The sequence below is a fragment of the Enterococcus sp. AZ084 genome (genome assembly GCF_051714905.1).
GTDB lineage: Bacteria > Bacillota > Bacilli > Lactobacillales > Enterococcaceae > Enterococcus_B > Enterococcus_B pernyi.
The window spans coordinates 581,847-597,628 of sequence record NZ_JBIOSS010000001.1 but is presented as its reverse complement, the minus strand read 5'-3'; the positions used below and the strand labels follow the sequence as shown (position 1 = coordinate 597,628).

Annotated in this window: 18 protein-coding genes; 4 read left to right on the top strand and 14 right to left on the bottom strand. The window is 39.5% G+C overall.

The annotated features are described in order from the left end of the window. Positions 1-16: 16 nt before the first annotated feature. Positions 17-859 (bottom strand): S-formylglutathione hydrolase, encoded by an 843-nt coding sequence (gene fghA, locus IGI79_RS02830; RefSeq protein ID WP_065096223.1) that lies wholly within the window; start codon positions 857-859, stop codon positions 17-19. Beyond that, positions 840-1,979 (bottom strand): S-(hydroxymethyl)glutathione dehydrogenase/class III alcohol dehydrogenase, encoded by a 1,140-nt coding sequence (locus IGI79_RS02825; RefSeq protein ID WP_065096224.1) that lies wholly within the window; start codon positions 1,977-1,979, stop codon positions 840-842. The genes fghA and IGI79_RS02825 overlap by 20 nt, the downstream gene beginning before the upstream one ends. 204 nt (positions 1,980-2,183) lie before the next feature. On the opposite strand from IGI79_RS02825, the gene IGI79_RS02820 reads away from it, so the two are divergent. After that, positions 2,184-2,540: a winged helix-turn-helix transcriptional regulator gene (locus IGI79_RS02820; protein ID WP_104776565.1), complete on the top strand. Its 357-nt coding sequence runs from the start codon at positions 2,184-2,186 to the stop codon at positions 2,538-2,540. Positions 2,541-2,688: 148 nt separating this feature from the next. Here IGI79_RS02820 and IGI79_RS02815 read toward each other — a convergent pair whose 3' ends face one another. Together IGI79_RS02815 and IGI79_RS02810 are read right to left on the bottom strand one after the other, a co-directional pair. Next, a complete protein-coding gene (locus tag IGI79_RS02815; protein WP_195273830.1) occupies positions 2,689-2,970 on the bottom strand; it encodes a hypothetical protein in 282 nt (93 codons plus the stop codon). A 414-nt stretch (positions 2,971-3,384) separates the two neighbouring features. Next, positions 3,385-5,214 carry a glucose PTS transporter subunit IIA gene (locus IGI79_RS02810; protein ID WP_195273832.1) on the bottom strand — a complete coding sequence of 610 codons (1,830 nt, stop codon included), beginning with the start codon at positions 5,212-5,214 and terminating at the stop codon, positions 3,385-3,387. A 273-nt stretch (positions 5,215-5,487) separates the two neighbouring features. Here IGI79_RS02810 and IGI79_RS02805 point away from each other — a divergent pair, with 273 nt between their 5' ends. After that, a complete protein-coding gene (locus tag IGI79_RS02805; RefSeq protein WP_108173789.1) occupies positions 5,488-6,687 on the top strand; it encodes an enolase C-terminal domain-like protein in 1,200 nt (399 codons plus the stop codon). A 125-nt stretch (positions 6,688-6,812) separates the two neighbouring features. Here the strand turns inward: IGI79_RS02805 and IGI79_RS02800 are convergent, their stop codons facing one another. From IGI79_RS02800 to IGI79_RS02770, 7 genes are all read right to left on the bottom strand, one after another. Further along, a complete protein-coding gene (locus IGI79_RS02800; RefSeq protein WP_390888722.1) occupies positions 6,813-7,109 on the bottom strand; it encodes a type II toxin-antitoxin system PemK/MazF family toxin in 297 nt (98 codons plus the stop codon). Positions 7,110-7,128: 19 nt separating this feature from the next. Then, a complete protein-coding gene (mazE, locus tag IGI79_RS02795) occupies positions 7,129-7,371 on the bottom strand; it encodes a type II toxin-antitoxin system PemI/MazE family antitoxin (RefSeq protein WP_229054009.1) in 243 nt (80 codons plus the stop codon). A 648-nt stretch (positions 7,372-8,019) separates the two neighbouring features. Further along, complete coding sequence (locus IGI79_RS02790) at positions 8,020-8,727, bottom strand: GntR family transcriptional regulator (protein WP_104776569.1); 708 nt, start codon at positions 8,725-8,727, stop codon at positions 8,020-8,022. Positions 8,728-8,916: 189 nt separating this feature from the next. Then, a complete protein-coding gene (locus IGI79_RS02785) occupies positions 8,917-9,816 on the bottom strand; it encodes a LysM peptidoglycan-binding domain-containing protein (RefSeq protein WP_066025175.1) in 900 nt (299 codons plus the stop codon). A gap of 118 nt (positions 9,817-9,934) precedes the next feature. Next, entirely contained in the window at positions 9,935-10,102 is a 168-nt protein-coding gene (locus tag IGI79_RS02780; protein ID WP_171844979.1) for a hypothetical protein, read from the bottom strand. Next, a complete protein-coding gene (locus IGI79_RS02775; RefSeq protein WP_066025176.1) occupies positions 10,102-10,779 on the bottom strand; it encodes an NAD(P)H-dependent oxidoreductase in 678 nt (225 codons plus the stop codon). The genes IGI79_RS02780 and IGI79_RS02775 overlap by 1 nt, the downstream gene beginning before the upstream one ends. Before the next feature lie 68 nt (positions 10,780-10,847). Further along, positions 10,848-11,753, bottom strand: coding sequence for an AraC family transcriptional regulator (locus IGI79_RS02770; protein ID WP_010736261.1), 906 nt, complete (start codon positions 11,751-11,753; stop codon positions 10,848-10,850). A gap of 227 nt (positions 11,754-11,980) precedes the next feature. Here IGI79_RS02770 and IGI79_RS02765 point away from each other — a divergent pair, with 227 nt between their 5' ends. Next, entirely contained in the window at positions 11,981-13,021 is a 1,041-nt protein-coding gene (locus IGI79_RS02765) for an aldose epimerase family protein (RefSeq protein ID WP_438845697.1), read from the top strand. Next, entirely contained in the window at positions 13,018-14,205 is a 1,188-nt protein-coding gene (locus IGI79_RS02760) for a galactokinase (protein ID WP_438845696.1), read from the top strand. The genes IGI79_RS02765 and IGI79_RS02760 overlap by 4 nt, the downstream gene beginning before the upstream one ends. A gap of 175 nt (positions 14,206-14,380) precedes the next feature. Here IGI79_RS02760 and IGI79_RS02755 read toward each other — a convergent pair whose 3' ends face one another. The 3 genes from IGI79_RS02755 to IGI79_RS02745 form a co-directional block, all read right to left on the bottom strand. Beyond that, complete coding sequence (locus IGI79_RS02755) at positions 14,381-14,722, bottom strand: type II toxin-antitoxin system PemK/MazF family toxin (RefSeq protein WP_019722389.1); 342 nt, start codon at positions 14,720-14,722, stop codon at positions 14,381-14,383. Then, the gene (locus tag IGI79_RS02750) at positions 14,709-14,984 is read right to left on the bottom strand and encodes a type II toxin-antitoxin system RelB/DinJ family antitoxin (protein ID WP_019722390.1); all 276 of its coding nucleotides are present in this window, start codon (positions 14,982-14,984) and stop codon (positions 14,709-14,711) included. Before IGI79_RS02750 ends, IGI79_RS02755 begins: the two co-directional genes overlap by 14 nt. Before the next feature lie 226 nt (positions 14,985-15,210). Next, a complete protein-coding gene (locus tag IGI79_RS02745; RefSeq protein ID WP_010736264.1) occupies positions 15,211-15,720 on the bottom strand; it encodes a type 1 glutamine amidotransferase domain-containing protein in 510 nt (169 codons plus the stop codon). Positions 15,721-15,782: the final 62 nt, after the last annotated feature.

Sequence of the window (15,782 nt, the reverse complement as noted above, 5' to 3'; positions counted from 1 at the left end):
TCTTACAATGGTCTTTTCACTGTTTCAAATAGCTCGCATGAAAAGCAATATGTTGTTCTACAAATGTAGCAATGGTGAAGTAGCTATGATCATAGCCTTCTTCTTTTTGGTAGAAAACTTCGTGTTTCGCTGATTCTGCTGCTGTTAAAAAAGCTTCTTCATTGAGCTGGACTTCGTAGAATGGATCAGCCGTTCCTTGTGTGATCAGGATAGGCGGTTGACTGGTTGTTTCTTTTTTGATCAGCTCAGTGGCATCCCATTCACTCCATGTCGCTTGGTCAGCACCTAGATAAGCGGTGAATGCTTTTTGTCCCCATGGTACGTTTGAGGGGTTCGAAATTGGTGCAAAAGCAGAGATTGAAGCAAAACGTGCTGGATTTTTCAGACCGATCACTAACGAACCATGCCCACCCATGGAATGACCCATGATACTTTCTTTTCCAGAAAGATTTGGGATCAAGGAGTAGATGATCTCAGTCAGCTCTTTCGTAAGGTAGTCGTACATTTGGAAGTCTTTCTTCCAAGGTTCTTGTGTTGCATTCAAGTAAAAGCCAGCCCCTTGACCGAGATCCCAATCTTCACTGTCAGCAACATCCCCCCGAGGCGATGTGTCCGGCATGACGAAGGCGATTTGCTGTTCTGCTGCATAGCGTTGGAATCCACCTTTGATACTAAAATTATCATCTGTACTTGTTAAACCAGCTAACCACCAAATGAGTGGGATTTCTTGACTTTCAACAGTGGTTTCTGGTAGATACACGCTGAATGTCATCTCACAATGTAGCGTTTCTGACAGGTGACGGTATTTGATTTGTTGCCCGCCAAACGACCGATGTGTTTCAATTTTCTGTAGTTCCATCAGTATCACCTCCATAAGTGAGCATGGTACGAATGGATTCTCCACGATGCAACAGCTCAAAGGATTCATTGATTTGTGTAAAATCTAAACGATGGGTGATGAATGAATCTAAATCAATTCCACCGTTCAAGTAATCTTCCACCATACCTGGCAATTGGCTTCTCCCTTTGACACCGCCAAAAGCCGAACCGCGCCAGACACGACCAGTCACTAGTTGGAACGGACGCGTGTGGATTTCTTTTCCAGCTCCGGCTACACCGATAATGATGCTTTCGCCCCAGCCTTTATGACATGCTTCAAGCGCGGAACGCATCACTTCTACATTGCCAATACACTCAAAACTATAATCCACGCCACCTTGGGTCATTTCTACGATGACTTCTTGGATTGGACGATCGTGTGTTTTAGGATCAACAAAGTCCGTTGCGCCCATTTTTTTAGCTAACGGCCATTTTTCAGGGTTCATATCGATTGCAATGATTCGTTTGGCGTTGGCTTTTTTCAATCCTTGGATTACTGCTAAACCAATCGCTCCTAGTCCAAAGACAGCTGTGACCGCTCCTTCTTCAACTTTTGCCGTGTTTTCCACAGCGCCTAATCCTGTTGTTACACCACACCCTAATAGTGGAACGGTATCTAACGGAGCATCCTCTGTGATTTTCACCAAATTGATTTCATTGACGACGGTATACTCACTAAACGTACTCGTACCCATATAGTGATAAATCGGCTCGCCTTTGTAAGAAAAACGTGTCGTACCATCTGGCATTAGACCTTTTCCCTGCGTTTCACGGACAGCAGAACATAGATTGGTTTTTCCTGACAAGCAAAACTCACACTTCCCACATTCTGGGGTATACAACGGAATCACATGGTCTCCTACTTCAACAGACGACACATCATCACCCACTTTGACAACGATACCGGCGCCTTCATGACCTAAGACCGCAGGAAAAACTCCTTCTGGATCTTCCCCTGATAAGGTAAACGCATCTGTATGACAGACAGAAGTGTACAAAATTTTCACCATGACTTCCGTCGGTTTTGGATCAGCAACATCGATTTCAACGATTTCTAACGGTTTTCCTGGTTCAAATGCTACGGCTGCTCTACTTTTCATTTTTCGTCCTTCTTTCTTATTCCGCTCGTCTGGTTCTTAGTTAGCGAGCGAATCCGTAATCTTTCCACTTCATCGTATCATAGGCTGTGTTGAGAAACAAAACTGACAAACTTGTCAGTATCCTCAATTTCTTTACTTCCATTGGTGAGATTTGTATAATAGCAACTATTGCTGTCGAATAAATAAATCAAAGTGAGGTCCTTTATGTATCAATACCATGAAAAAGAGTTTACCAATACGAAAGACTTAGCCATGCATGTCCTGAGTGGAAAATACAAGATCGTCTTGATTTGGTGTTTTTTACAACAACCGATTTTACGATTAAGTGAGATTGAAAAAATGTTACCAGACATCAACCAACGCATGTTGATTCGCCAATTAAGAGAATTAGAAAGCAATCATTTACTCACACGTAAAGTCTATCCCGTAGTCCCGCCAAAAGTAGAGTATCAATTGACCGAGATCGGGCGCGAACTCTCAACGATCGTCCAACATATCTGCGATTGGGGCGATCATTATTATGAAGTCGTTGCTGATCTTTCAACGGATATAGCGGATTGATTCTGTAAATGATGGAAAGATGGTTTTTCTATCACAGTAAAGACAGTTCTTGAGACAATAAAAATCCCATATAGTGGATAGTAGAATGAACATCTTCTCTTATCGACTGTATGGGAAAGCGGGGAAGTATTTTAAAAAGTTGGGTCAATCAAAACTCGAATGTTTTCGCTTCCAAAAGCGTCACTTCATCTTGTGGATTTTTGTTGATTTTGTAAGTCACTAATTTTTTGCTCTGTGTGGGGCCAAACATGTTGACTTTGCACAAGATCCAATAGTTTGTCCCAGCAACTACTTGTGTTCCTAATAGCGCAAATGGTATAGCTTCACTACTGTCATCTAACGTTTTGCGTGCTTCTTCTACCAGCTTCTTGTGTTCATCAGTAATCGTTGGTGCGTCTGGAATAGTGATTCCTCCATCTAAATCAGTCATATCTATCGCCTCCTAAGCTTATTTTAAAAGCGCTTACCGCTTCTTAAAATAAGGATAATTTATTTTTAAAAAAACATCAAATAAAACAACCCGAAGAATTCCACACACTGAATGAATCTTTTTTATATTTTCCCTCTTTCGCCTATCCACCATACCATTCCCCACTGCATTAAAAACCACTAACACTCATAAAACAGTAAAAAACAGCTGATAAACCAGTATTACCAAAGCCCCTAACACCTAGCGAATCATGGAATCGCATAAAATCTATTCATGTTTTACTCAACTAATTAAATAACTTTAAAACAAAAAATAGATAACGATATACTCAAAAAACTTGAGGTTGTCAACAACAAAAAACATACGCCAATCTTTGAAGATGGCGTATGTTCTCTTGATCATGCTATTTTCATTTTACCCATTCAACAAGGCACGTTCCAAGAGCGCTCCAGCTTGGTGCTGCCCTTCTAGGTTTCGTTCCCCGGAGAATTTCGACACACGATCCATGTTCGTGATCACAACGATGACCATGCTCTTTTTCCCTTGACTATGGATATACGGCAAATCCATTTGAGCAATTTTAGTGTCAACGGTTACCTGATCACCGACCTTTACAAGTACATCGAATCCTGCCCCATTCAAGTTGACAGTATCAATTCCCATATGGACTAATACTTCGACGCCATTACTAGTTTTAATTCCTAACGCATGTTTGGAAGGGAAAATCGTAGTGACTTTTCCGCTGACCGGTGCAAAGATGGCACCATCGATTGACTCGATTGCAAAACCATCCCCCATCATTTTCGTTGAAAAAACTTCATCAGGCACATCTTCTAAAGGAATATATTCTCCTTTAGCTACAGCGTGTAGATTCACTTCGTTCGTGTACTCAGTATCTTCTGCTTGTTCATTTGGTACTAAGAAATAAGTAATCGCAAAAGAGGAAACCAAGGCAATCACTATCCCAAGTACCGCAAACACAAAATACTGACCAATATAGGCGGGTAAGCTAAAAATACTTGATAAAATATAGCCGTAGATCCGAACACCAAAGAAACTGATAAATGCCGAAGCAACCGAACTGCCGACTGTTGCGGCAATAAACGCTTTCTTGTATTTTGATAAGATCCCGAAAAGTGCAGGTTCAGTGATTCCTAATAGACCAGAAACAGCAGAAGATAGAACCAATGATTTTTCTTCTTTTGATTTCACTTTCAAGTAAATAGCCGCTGTCGCCCCAGTAATCGCCATGTTTGCCATAAACATCATCGGCATCAACATATCATAGCCTTGATTCGCAAAATTTTGTAACGCAATTGGGGTCATCGCATGATGCAACCCAGTAAAGATTGCAATTGGACGAATCGCACCGACCACGATACCAGCTAACACTGGCGAGATTGAGAATAACCATGCCACACCAGCTGCTAAGAGGTTACCTAAATGAATACTGATCGGGCCGATCACTGTGAGTGTCAATAATCCTGCAACAAACAGGGAAATGGTTGGTGTGAACACCGTTCGTAACACTTGTGGCAACAGCTTATCCACCCAACGATAAATGTAGCTGAGTGCCAATACCGCAAAAATGATCGGGATAACTGTTCCTGCATAATTAAAGACAGGAACTGGAATGAGACCAAACAGTTGGAAAGCAGAGATCGAACCTTCAGCAACCGCTGTCGTCATGGTGGGAAATTGTAAAGTTGCAGCGATCGCAATCGCTAAATATGGATTCGTTTTGAAGATCCGAGCGGCAGAAGCAGCAACGAAAAATGGCAAGAAAGTAAACACGCCACTCGCAATCATATCAATGATCAAATACGTATCCGTCTGATTCGAAATGACATTCAATGCCACTAAACCGGCCATCAAACCCTTAATCATTCCTGCCCCAGCAATTGCTGGTACGATCGGACCAAATACACCGGAAACAGTATCCATAAATAAGGATACGACTCCTTTTTTCTCTCCTTCACTTCGTTCACTTGTTTCATCTAACCCTAATTCTTTCGCAATTGGTGCAAAATAGTCAGCGACTTCTGTACCGATCACGACTTGCAGTTGTTCGCTTTGATATTTTGTCCCCACCACTTTCGGTGTTTTTTCCAACGCAGCATAATCCACTTTTTTCTCATCTTTTAAATCAAACCGTAATCGTGTCATACAATGCCAAGCGTTGTTGATATTACTTGCTCCACCCACATGTTGTATGATTTGTTTTGCTATTTCTTCATGCTTCACTTGTTCTCCCCCTTATTCTCATCAAACAATGATTCTTGTTTCCGCTTTCACCCAAATAGTAGCATGTGGAGCGCCACTTGTAAAACCAGTCCTTTTTAGTCAAAAAACATTAAAAAAGCTTTTATAGCAACATTTAAAAACAAGCAAACGTAGAATTGGACTGTTTTTTAGTTAGTTTAGATGTTTTTATTAGACCAAATTGACAGGATGTTCTTCCCCGTGTTTCAATGAGGATGCACATGATTCTTATTTATGTATATTGGAGTGAAAAAAATGACACCAACGATCATTACAAATATAAAAAGTTACGCAATCAAACCAGATCGTCACAACTTGTTAGTCGTAAAAGTTGAAACAGATAAAGGCGTGACCGGCTTCGGTTGCGGCACTTTCCAATTTCGTCCTTTGGCTGTCCAGACCGTAGTGGAAGAATACTTAAAACCTTTACTGATTGGACGCGATGCGAATCAAATCGAAGACCTTTGGCAAGTCATGAATGTCAATTCTTACTGGCGGAATGGGCCAATCACAAATAACGCCATTTCAGGTGTCGATATGGCGCTCTGGGATATCAAAGGGAAAATCGCTGATATGCCATTGTATCAGTTATTCGGCGGAAAAGCTCGAACAGCAATCCCTGCGTATACGCATGCTGTCGCAGATAATCTAGAGGACCTTGATCGTGAAATCGAAACATTTCTCGCACAAGGGTATCGTTATATTCGTTGTCAATTAGGTTTTTATGGGGGAAATCCAACGAATTTAGCAACACCTGAACAACCACTTGCTGGCTCTTATTTCGATCAAGAAGAGTACATGGGCACAACGCTATCCATGTTTGAACATATCCAAAACAAATATGGCGATCGTTTCCAAATGTTACATGATGTTCACGAACGCTTGCATCCTAACCAAGCGATCCGTTTTGCAAAAAAAGCAGAAAAGTACAATCTTTTCTTTTTAGAAGATATTCTACCGCCAAACCAAAATGAATGGTTGGCTCAATTGCGAAGTCAATCAACGACCCCGATTGCTACTGGGGAATTGTTCAATAACCCAATGGAATGGAAAGAATTAGTTCGCAATCGCCAAATCGACTATATGCGCGCGCATGTCTCGCAAATCGGCGGGATTACTCCTGCCTTGAAATTGGCACACTTTTGCGAAGCGATGGGGATACGAATCGCTTGGCATACGCCATCTGATATCACACCAATTGGCTTAGCAGTGAATACGCATTTGAACATCCATTTGCACAATGCGGCGATCCAAGAAAACATCGATGTTCCTGAAAATACGAAACAACTTTTCGGAAATATCCCCACACCAAAAAAAGGCTTTTTCTATCCGATCGAACAAAGTGGGATCGGTGTCACATTCAATGAAGAACAGGCAGCAGAATTTCCAGTTGTCTATCGCCCACATGAATGGACACAAAGCCGTACACCAGATGGCACGATCGTGACACCGTAATTCCCAAAAAAGCTATCCTTACACGAAACATGTAAGGATAGCTTTTTTGGTTCCGCTGTATTCCTCTTATTACAATAATGAATACACGTGTAAACCTTAGCAGCTTTTTATGTAAAACATAATTTTCAAAAATCAATTTCTAAAGAATAATCTAAAATCTGTTTGACTTGAAGAAAATCGTCTCCTCTTAGACGATCAATAAATTCTTTACTAATAATCCGGTCAGTATCAAAGCTATGAATTTGTCTAGCGTGCACTCTTCCACGTTTCTTGTAATCATTCAAAGAAACATACCCAGAAAAGTTATTCCCCCCAGTCGTTACCGGACAGACAATAATATAGTTCGTTTTTTTATTGTAAGCATTTGAGGAAACAACTAAAGTCGGGTGCTTCCCTCTTATTTCCCTGCCAAAAGAAGGCATAGAATTAAGCCAGATCAAATCACCTTGTTGAGGTTCCTAGATTTTTCCCAATCTCCTCTTTTGCTATTGTTTGCCATCCCTCATCTTCATCCTTTTGAAATGGTTCATCCGATAAAAATGGATTTTCTATTTTGGGTGTGAATATTAATCCTCCATTCTTAGATTTATATACGACATATTTTGATCCAGCTTCAACCTGATACTGTTTAGGAATTGAAATAGAGATAGAATTCCCTATTTTACGAGCTTTTACATTAATCATCATTTATCACTCCTCATAAAATAAATTTTACAACGTAAAAGATACTAATACAAAAATAAATCAATAGAGTTCTCAGACCTTCTTAATCTTTTATTTAATGCCACATTCTCATTAAACACTTATTGAATATTGACTTAAAAAAGGCATATAATCAACTTAAATCACAATAATAATTTTAAGGAGAATGAACATCTATGTCGAATAAAACCCAAGCTGGGAGTAAACTTATTCAAGTTATTTGGTTGTTACAACTTTTAACTTTGTATACTTTTTTCCTAACAACTAACGATCAATCCTACCAGCTATCGAATCTGATCATGAAGTTACTTATCATGCTCTCTCTAGGTTTACAGAGTATTTTTATACGCAGTAACAAGAACTATAAATTTGGTATTATCTTTACATACAATCAATCAACAATTGCTCAAATAGTTGAAAGACTTATTTGGTTCATACTTATTGTAAGTTATTTTTTTGTGTTTTATATTTTCTATTATAAATAATAGATATAACTTACTTCACTTATCAAGCACTTGTAATAAAAGCACTATCAACTAATTCGTTTTAATATTTTCTCCCTTAACTTTCAAAAAAGCTATATTTTTACAGAAGTTTTTTCCTTAAGCTATTTTGAGACTACTCAACCCCTCAATCAATCCTCGATCGATGGATCTCACGGTCAAAGGGGCGGATATACGTCACTGAGTAGTCAATAGCAATGATGCTGCTGTATTCATAGACTTGTCCATCTTCTAATATGGCTCGGTTCGTGATTTGCATGGCTGGTGTACCGCGTTTACATAGCAATATTTTTGATTGTTCTTTGGAAGTCGTGATCGGGTCATAACTCGTGATATAGTGAGAAATTCGATAGCCTTTTTGTTCTACATATTTTTGGATGGAATGCTCGATGACTTCTTGGGACAGGTCGGGAAACATTGCAACCGGCATTTTTGACATTTCTAACTGCTCGATTTTATAATCAACGATTCGAATACGTTCAAATGTCCAAACTTCGGCGCCTTCATCAAGTTGAAAGATTTTTTGCTCATCAGCCGTTGCTAGCGCTTTGTTTAAACTGATCATTTTTGAATGGATCCGATCATAAGGGGTACGTGTCAACGAGTTGAAGATCAAGGGATTTTTGACCCATTTTTCATGGATAAAGATACCTGATCCTTGAACGACACGGACAATACCGATTTCTTCTAGATTTTTGATCGCTTGTTGGATCGTAAAGCGAGAAACATGATAGATTTCCGCTAGTTTTCGTTGATTCGGTAATTTTCCATCTTTAAATTCTTCTTGATAGATTTTACTCAATAAATCTTGGACGATGAATTCTCGTTTTTTCATGATCTTCTCCTTTACGGGTTACATTCACTTCTTTATCTTAACAAAAAAACAACCAATCACAACCCACTCATGACGAGCCAGTGGCGAACGAAACGTATTTAGAACAAAAAAGCCACAAAAATTGGCAAAAAGAACCACTTTTGTGACTTCATCTAATCAATTGAAGTTGAATCTTTCTTCTTGATCTTCCTAATTCAAACGTAATTCTTGACCAGGATTAAAGAAGAAATCATCCATCGTCATGCCATTCAAGGACAAGATCGTCTCAACTGGTACACCAGTCCGTTGCGCAATTTGATTTGGACCTTCGCCTTCACGTACAACGGTTGTAGCTGCTTGATTGGCTTGATTGCTCATATCTTCTGTGGACTGTGCCGTGTACTGACTGGCTTGTGACTCCGACGTTTCTGTTGTTTCTGGTGTCGCTTCCGTCGAAGGTGTCGTCGCTTCCGAAGAGGATTCGCTACTAGGTGTCGCTGCTTGAAGTTCCGCACTTGTTCGCAGATAAATGTCGGAGATCCGAGCGACCTGCGCCGTGTAACTTGCAGATAGCTGATTGATCATGGTATCTAGGTCGATATCCTCCTTATTGGAAGCATCTTGGTACATCCCTCTTAATTTACTGATTCCTTCATCCGATAAAGCTTGAAGTTCTCTTGCTTTTCGGTTGGCAATGACCGAAAGACCATTGACACCGTCTTGATTGTTTTGGATCTCTGCTTGGTACTCTTCGATCAACACTGGGGTTTTATCTTCGATTTTCTTCGAATAATCTGCAACGACTGCCTGTAGTTGTTCAGAAATAGCTCCTGAAGGTTCTGTTGCTTCGCTGCTTTCTTGTGTTGCTTCAGTTTCAGATGAAGCAGTAGTTGAAGCTGTGGACGATTGCGTCGTTTCACTCGTCTTTGCTACCGAGTTTTCACTGGCATTGTTTCTACTATGGAGATATAATCCAGTACCTGCACCAACCAGTAGTAAGACTACTGCAACAGCGGCACCGATTTTCATCATACGCATGCGTGATGCTTGTTTCTGTTGTTGTCTTCGAGCTGATCGAACATTGCCACGCTGTTCATTTTCTTCATTCATTTCATTCACCACCTGTTATTTCTGTAAAAAAAATAGCGTTACCAACTTTCTTGTAGTTCCATTGTAGCAAATAATAAGCGTTATGAACATTTTTTATTATGTTATTACTGAAGAAAAATCACCATTTTTGATGATTCCAAGATTCTCCATCGATTTCTCCTTGCAACTGCTTGATCCGTTCATTGATTTCGACAAATAAGCGTGACATTTCATGAAGTAAGGCTTTGCCCTCATAATCCGCTTGCGTACTCAATTCGGCTAATTGTTCTGTCAACCATTGATCCATTATAAGATCCTTCCTTTCATCTCTTGTAGTATAAATGTCAGATCTTCAATGTTTTCTTTGGCTTCTTCTAACATCGTTTCGATCATCTGTTGCTTCATCGGTGCTTTTTCCTTGATGCGTTCATTTTGCGCAAATCGTTCGATAAACCAATCGATCCGATTGATCAATGAAGGTTTTTCGACTAATGTGAGATATTGCTGATAACTGATCAAGCGTTCAAATCGTTGTTCTTGAGTCAAGTACATGAACTGTGCTAAAACAAACGGAGGTAAAAAGGTCATCTGGAATTTATGGGCAATTCGTTGGTAAGGACGCAAATACTCCGAGATCGTATACTCTTCTTTCCCACCTGCTTGGTATTCTTTTTCACTCACGCCGGTTGTTAAGACGATCCCTAATTCTTTACCTGATAAGACTGCTGTTGCCGCTTCTAACACTTGGTCTTGCCACATTTTCAAATGGGCTGGCGCGCTATACCAATAGAAAGGAAATTGGAAGATGATCCGGTCATGCTCTTTCAATAAAGCAAGTTCTGCTTGAAGATCAATTTTCCCATCTGGATAACAAGCTTCTAGATGATGCCAAGTAGTCGATAGCTGGCTGGATGCTTCTTTAAAAAACTGTTGGTTCAACGATGTGTCAATTGTCGGATGGCTGACAATAATCAATGTTTTCATAGCTTTTTCCTCCCGTTTTCTAGTCTAGCATATCCCAAGAAAAACCCAGTCAACAATGCCTTTATGTCTTAGGTTGCCCAAGAAATGATGGCTTGTTCTTCTAATTGCTTTTTTAATTGTTCTGCGGAAACTCCTTTGATCTTTTCGTTATTCATTCGTCTACGATAGTTTGTCGCCGTCTCACCAGTGAATTTCTTGAACATGCGGCTAAATACGACCAAACTATTGAAGCCGACTTGATAAGCGATTGCTTCAACGGATTCTTCCGTCAGAGATAAGAGAAACGCTGCCCGATTGATGCGAACACCGATCATATATTCTTTGATACTGATCCCCATGTGATTTTTGAACACACGAGAGAGATGACTTCGGTTAACGGATAATTTTTTTGCGATCTCCTCAACAGTCAAACGCTCGCTGTAATGTTCTTCGATATACTGTACCGCATCAACAGCGAGGGCTGAATAACTTTTTTGTTCTCCTAAATGAACATAGCCACCATCTTCTAATAAGAGCGCGAGCAATTGATACGTCAAGGCATTTAATTGCAGCTCATCGACTAGATTTTTTGTCGAGTAATTCATACATGCCAAGATAATCTCCACATATCTAGCAATTTCTGAAGAAACCATCGTGTATTGATCATCTTTGAATAAAGAATGTTGAATGATTTTATCGGCTACTGCCCCACCGAAGGAAATCCAACAGTAGACCCAAGGATCTTCACCATCCGCCAAATAAAAAGTAGAATCACCCGGTCTAATCAAAAAAAGATCACCTTTTTTTAATTGATATTGCTGATCTTTTACGCGATAGACTCCTTTTCCTTCCATCACGATATGCAAAATATAATCTTGACGAATAGCTGGTCCAAATGAATGAAAGGGCAATGTTTTAGAAAAACCGCAAAAGTCAAAGTATAGTTCTTGTGAGATGGATTGATGTTCTTTTTTCAAAAAAATCGCTTTTTCCATTGACGTACCCTCTTTCGTATTTTCTTTATTCTACTATAGATGCAACAAAAAGTTAAATACTGCTCACAGAAATACATTCAAGCAAGTGCTCTTCTTTGATATGATTGAATGGTAAAAACAGTAAACACCCCATTGTAAACGCTTCATTTAATGATATAGTTAATTTGACTAGGTATAAATTACGCCTACACCAACTACTAATCCAGCACCAAGAAAGGACTACTTAAATGGACATTACTAAAAAAACATTTGGACAATCTGCACATTTGATTACTTTAACCAATCAACAGGGTACGACCCTCGCTGTTACCGATTTAGGCGCACGGATCGTCAATTTGACATTCATGGATAGAGAGTTGATTCTAGGTTTTGATTCAGCAGAAGAGTATCTCGAAAAAGATGCCTTTATCGGAGCAACGATCGGACGAACTGCTGGGCGGATCGATGCAGGCAAATTCACCCTCGACGGCCAGACGTATCAACTACCTGTCGATCCCGCAACTGGTCACTCCTTACATGGCAGTGCGCCAAGTTTTGAAGAAAAAATCTGGCAATACGAAATCATTGAGGGTGAACAAGAAGCCACTGTGATCTTTACCACGAATAGTCCCGACAAAGAGCGTGGTTTTCCAGGGAATTTATCCGTAGAAGTTCGCTATACCCTTACAGAAGATAATATTTGGCGTGTCACAACGAAAGCAGTCAGTGATCAATTGACACTATTCAACCCAACCAATCATGTTTATTTCAACTTGAGTGGTGATGTGACGCAACCAATCGATGACCATACTTTGTGGGTCAACAGTCACGCGTTTGCTGAATTACGACCGGACAGCATTCCGACAGGTGAACAAATAGAAGTGACTGGAACACCGTTTGATTTTCAAACACCAACAAAACTAACGACCGTTTTCACCAGTGACTTTCCACAAAAAGAATTATTTGATGGAATCGATCATCCGTTCTTCTTAAAGGACACAGGCTTAGATAAAACAGCCGCTTCTCTTTTAAGTCCAGATGAAACAATCAAAGTCAGTGTCAGGACGGATGCATCGAGTATCGTCATTTTCACTGCCAACTTTGGGGAAGATACACCTGAAATGCGCGGGCAACGTTTAGCGAACCATGGCGGCATCACTTTTGAAACACAAATCGCTCCAGGAGCAGAACGTTACCCTTCTTTCGGCGACATATCTTTGGTACCGGAAACACCATTTGAGACGATTACAGAATTCAAACTTGAAGCAAGAGAGGAACAAGACAGATGAATAAAACAGCACATTTAACAACGAAATTCAATGAATTATTTGGTGAAAAACCAACATCAAACTATTTTTCACCTGGGCGAATCAACTTGATCGGTGAACACACGGACTACAACGGTGGACACGTTTTTCCTGCATCGATCACTTATGGCACTTACGGCGTTGCTGCACGTCGAGAAGACAACAAAGTATTAGTTTACTCAACAAACTTTGAGGAAATCGGCGTGATCGAATTCACGCTTGATGACCTGACATTTGATAAAAAAGACAACTGGGCAAATTATGTCAAAGGAATGATCTTGAAACTAAAAGAAGCTGGCTATACCATCGAGAGCGGTTTTGAATTGGTGATTGAAGGAACGATCCCTAATGGTGCCGGACTTTCTAGCAGTGCTTCGTTAGAATTATTAGTGGGGGTTGTTCTGGAAGATTTGTTTGATTTAGCGATCGATCGTTTGACACTCGTTCAAACTGGAAAAAAAGTAGAAAATGAATTCATTGGTGTCAATTCAGGGATCATGGATCAATTTGCGATCGGCTTTGGTGAAATCGACCATGCCATCTTGCTAGATACGAATACATTACACTATGAAATGGTCCCAGTTAAATTAGATGGCTACGCTGTGGTTATCATGAACACGAATAAGCGACGTGAATTAGCAGAATCGAAGTATAATGAACGCCGCAGTGAATGTGAAGAAGCCTTGAAACGTCTACAAACGAAGCTGGACATCAAAGCTTTAGGCGAATTAGATGAAGCGACTTTCGAAGCGAATACGGACTTGATCGGTGATGATACACTGATCCGTCGTGCACGTCACGCCGTCACTGAAAATCAACGAACCTTAAAAGCAAAAGCTGAATTGGAGCAAGGAAACTTAGAAGCTTTCGGTCTATTATTGAATGATTCTCATTATTCACTCCGTCATGATTACGAAGTCACAGGCATCGAATTAGATACACTTGTAGATGTTGCACAAGCACAACCTGGTGTATTAGGTGCACGAATGACAGGCGCAGGATTTGGTGGCTGTGCCATCGCTCTAGTCAAAGAAGAGGAAATCCCCGCCTTTAAAGAAAATGTCCATGCACGTTATTTAGAGGTTGTAGGATATGAGCCAGAGTTCTATGTGGCACATATTGGAAGTGGTACGACGAAAATCACAACAGATACCTCTATTTCATAATCTTCTTTTTTCAAGAAACAGGTTTAGAAAAATAGCATGATAACATATATAGCAATAAGTAATAAGGTAGGAATTGAGAAAATCGTTTCTCAATTCCTACCTTATTATCGTAAAAGTATATGAATCTAAAAAACTATCTTGACCCAATAAAACAGCTAGAGTTAGTTGAATTTCTTTAGTTATCCTCACTGTTAGCTTCAAGAAATGCTTCGAGTCGAGTCATATCATGTTTAGATAATTCTCCTATATCTTTACACTTAAAAAAAGTTGATTTTTTTGAAAGAATAAATAAATTTCCAGTATCAATCCAAGACTCTTTTTTTAAGTTAGAGTCTATCCAATCTTCAATATGAAAATAGAATTTTTTTATCGAATCGGATTTATTTCTAAACTTACTAGTTATTGCATAAAAGAATACTTCATTCTTATTATTTTCCACAATCAAAACAGGTCTTCGTTTTCCACCTTCACTTCCAACATAGGCAACATACATTGATACGATTTTATTCATCATCATTTAACCAAGCTTCTAAAGTCTCATTGTCCTCTATTCTAGTTATATTAGATGACTTTTTTGCTAGTCTAGCAATTCTTCTTGCTTGCTTTGTTCGTTCAGACAACTTTACTTCAAAAGGCAATCCACCCTCCTCGATTACTTGTTTATAAAAAACAGTAATTGCAGTTGTTGGATTCATGCCTAAATCTTGCAAAATATCTTCAGCTTCCGTTTTTAAATCACTCTCAACAGCGACTTGAATTCTTTCTTTTTTTGTTTTCATCTTCTACACCTCCGAACATATTATACTCACTATAAACTCTTTTTTTTTATTTTATCAATATATATGTAAAAAAGATAGTATAAAACAAGTAAAGTCAATCAGCCTTCTTTTTCACAAAAAAAGATAGAAAGAAGCTAGATGCATTCTTTCTATCTCAATCATTCTAAAATTTTTTTATTACTCGTATCACTATTCTGACTTGCAACTTCACTAAATGTTCAGTCGTTTAACCTAAGATCTCAACAATTGCTTTGTTGAATTCAGGCAAGTCATCTGGTGTACGGCTAGTAACTAATTGATTATCGATCACCACTGCTTCATCTTTGACATTGGCGCCAGCGTAAGCCACATCTGGACGAACAGTATCGTAAGCAGTCATTGTTCTACCTTCTGTTAGACCTGTTTGGATAAACAATTGTGGGCCATGACAGATAGCAAATAACGGTTGGTCATTTTTCAAGAAGTAAGTAACGAAATCAACAAAACGTTGATCCTTACGTAATTGATCTGGTGAAAATCCTCCAGGGATCAAGAGCGCATCGAAATCTTCAGGAGAAACTTCATCAATGCTGCGATCGATCGTGAACTCGCCACCTTTTTTGCCTTTGATCGTTTGGTTTGCTTCAAAACCAATCGTTGTCACTTCATTCCCCGCATTTTCCAATGCTTCTTTTGGTGAAGTCAACTCAATATCTTCGACTAAATCAGTTACGATTGCTGCAATTTTTTTTGCCATTTTTCCCCTTCCTTTCTTATCGCTTAATTCTAGCCTAAAGGATTTCAGAAAAGTGTGCAAAT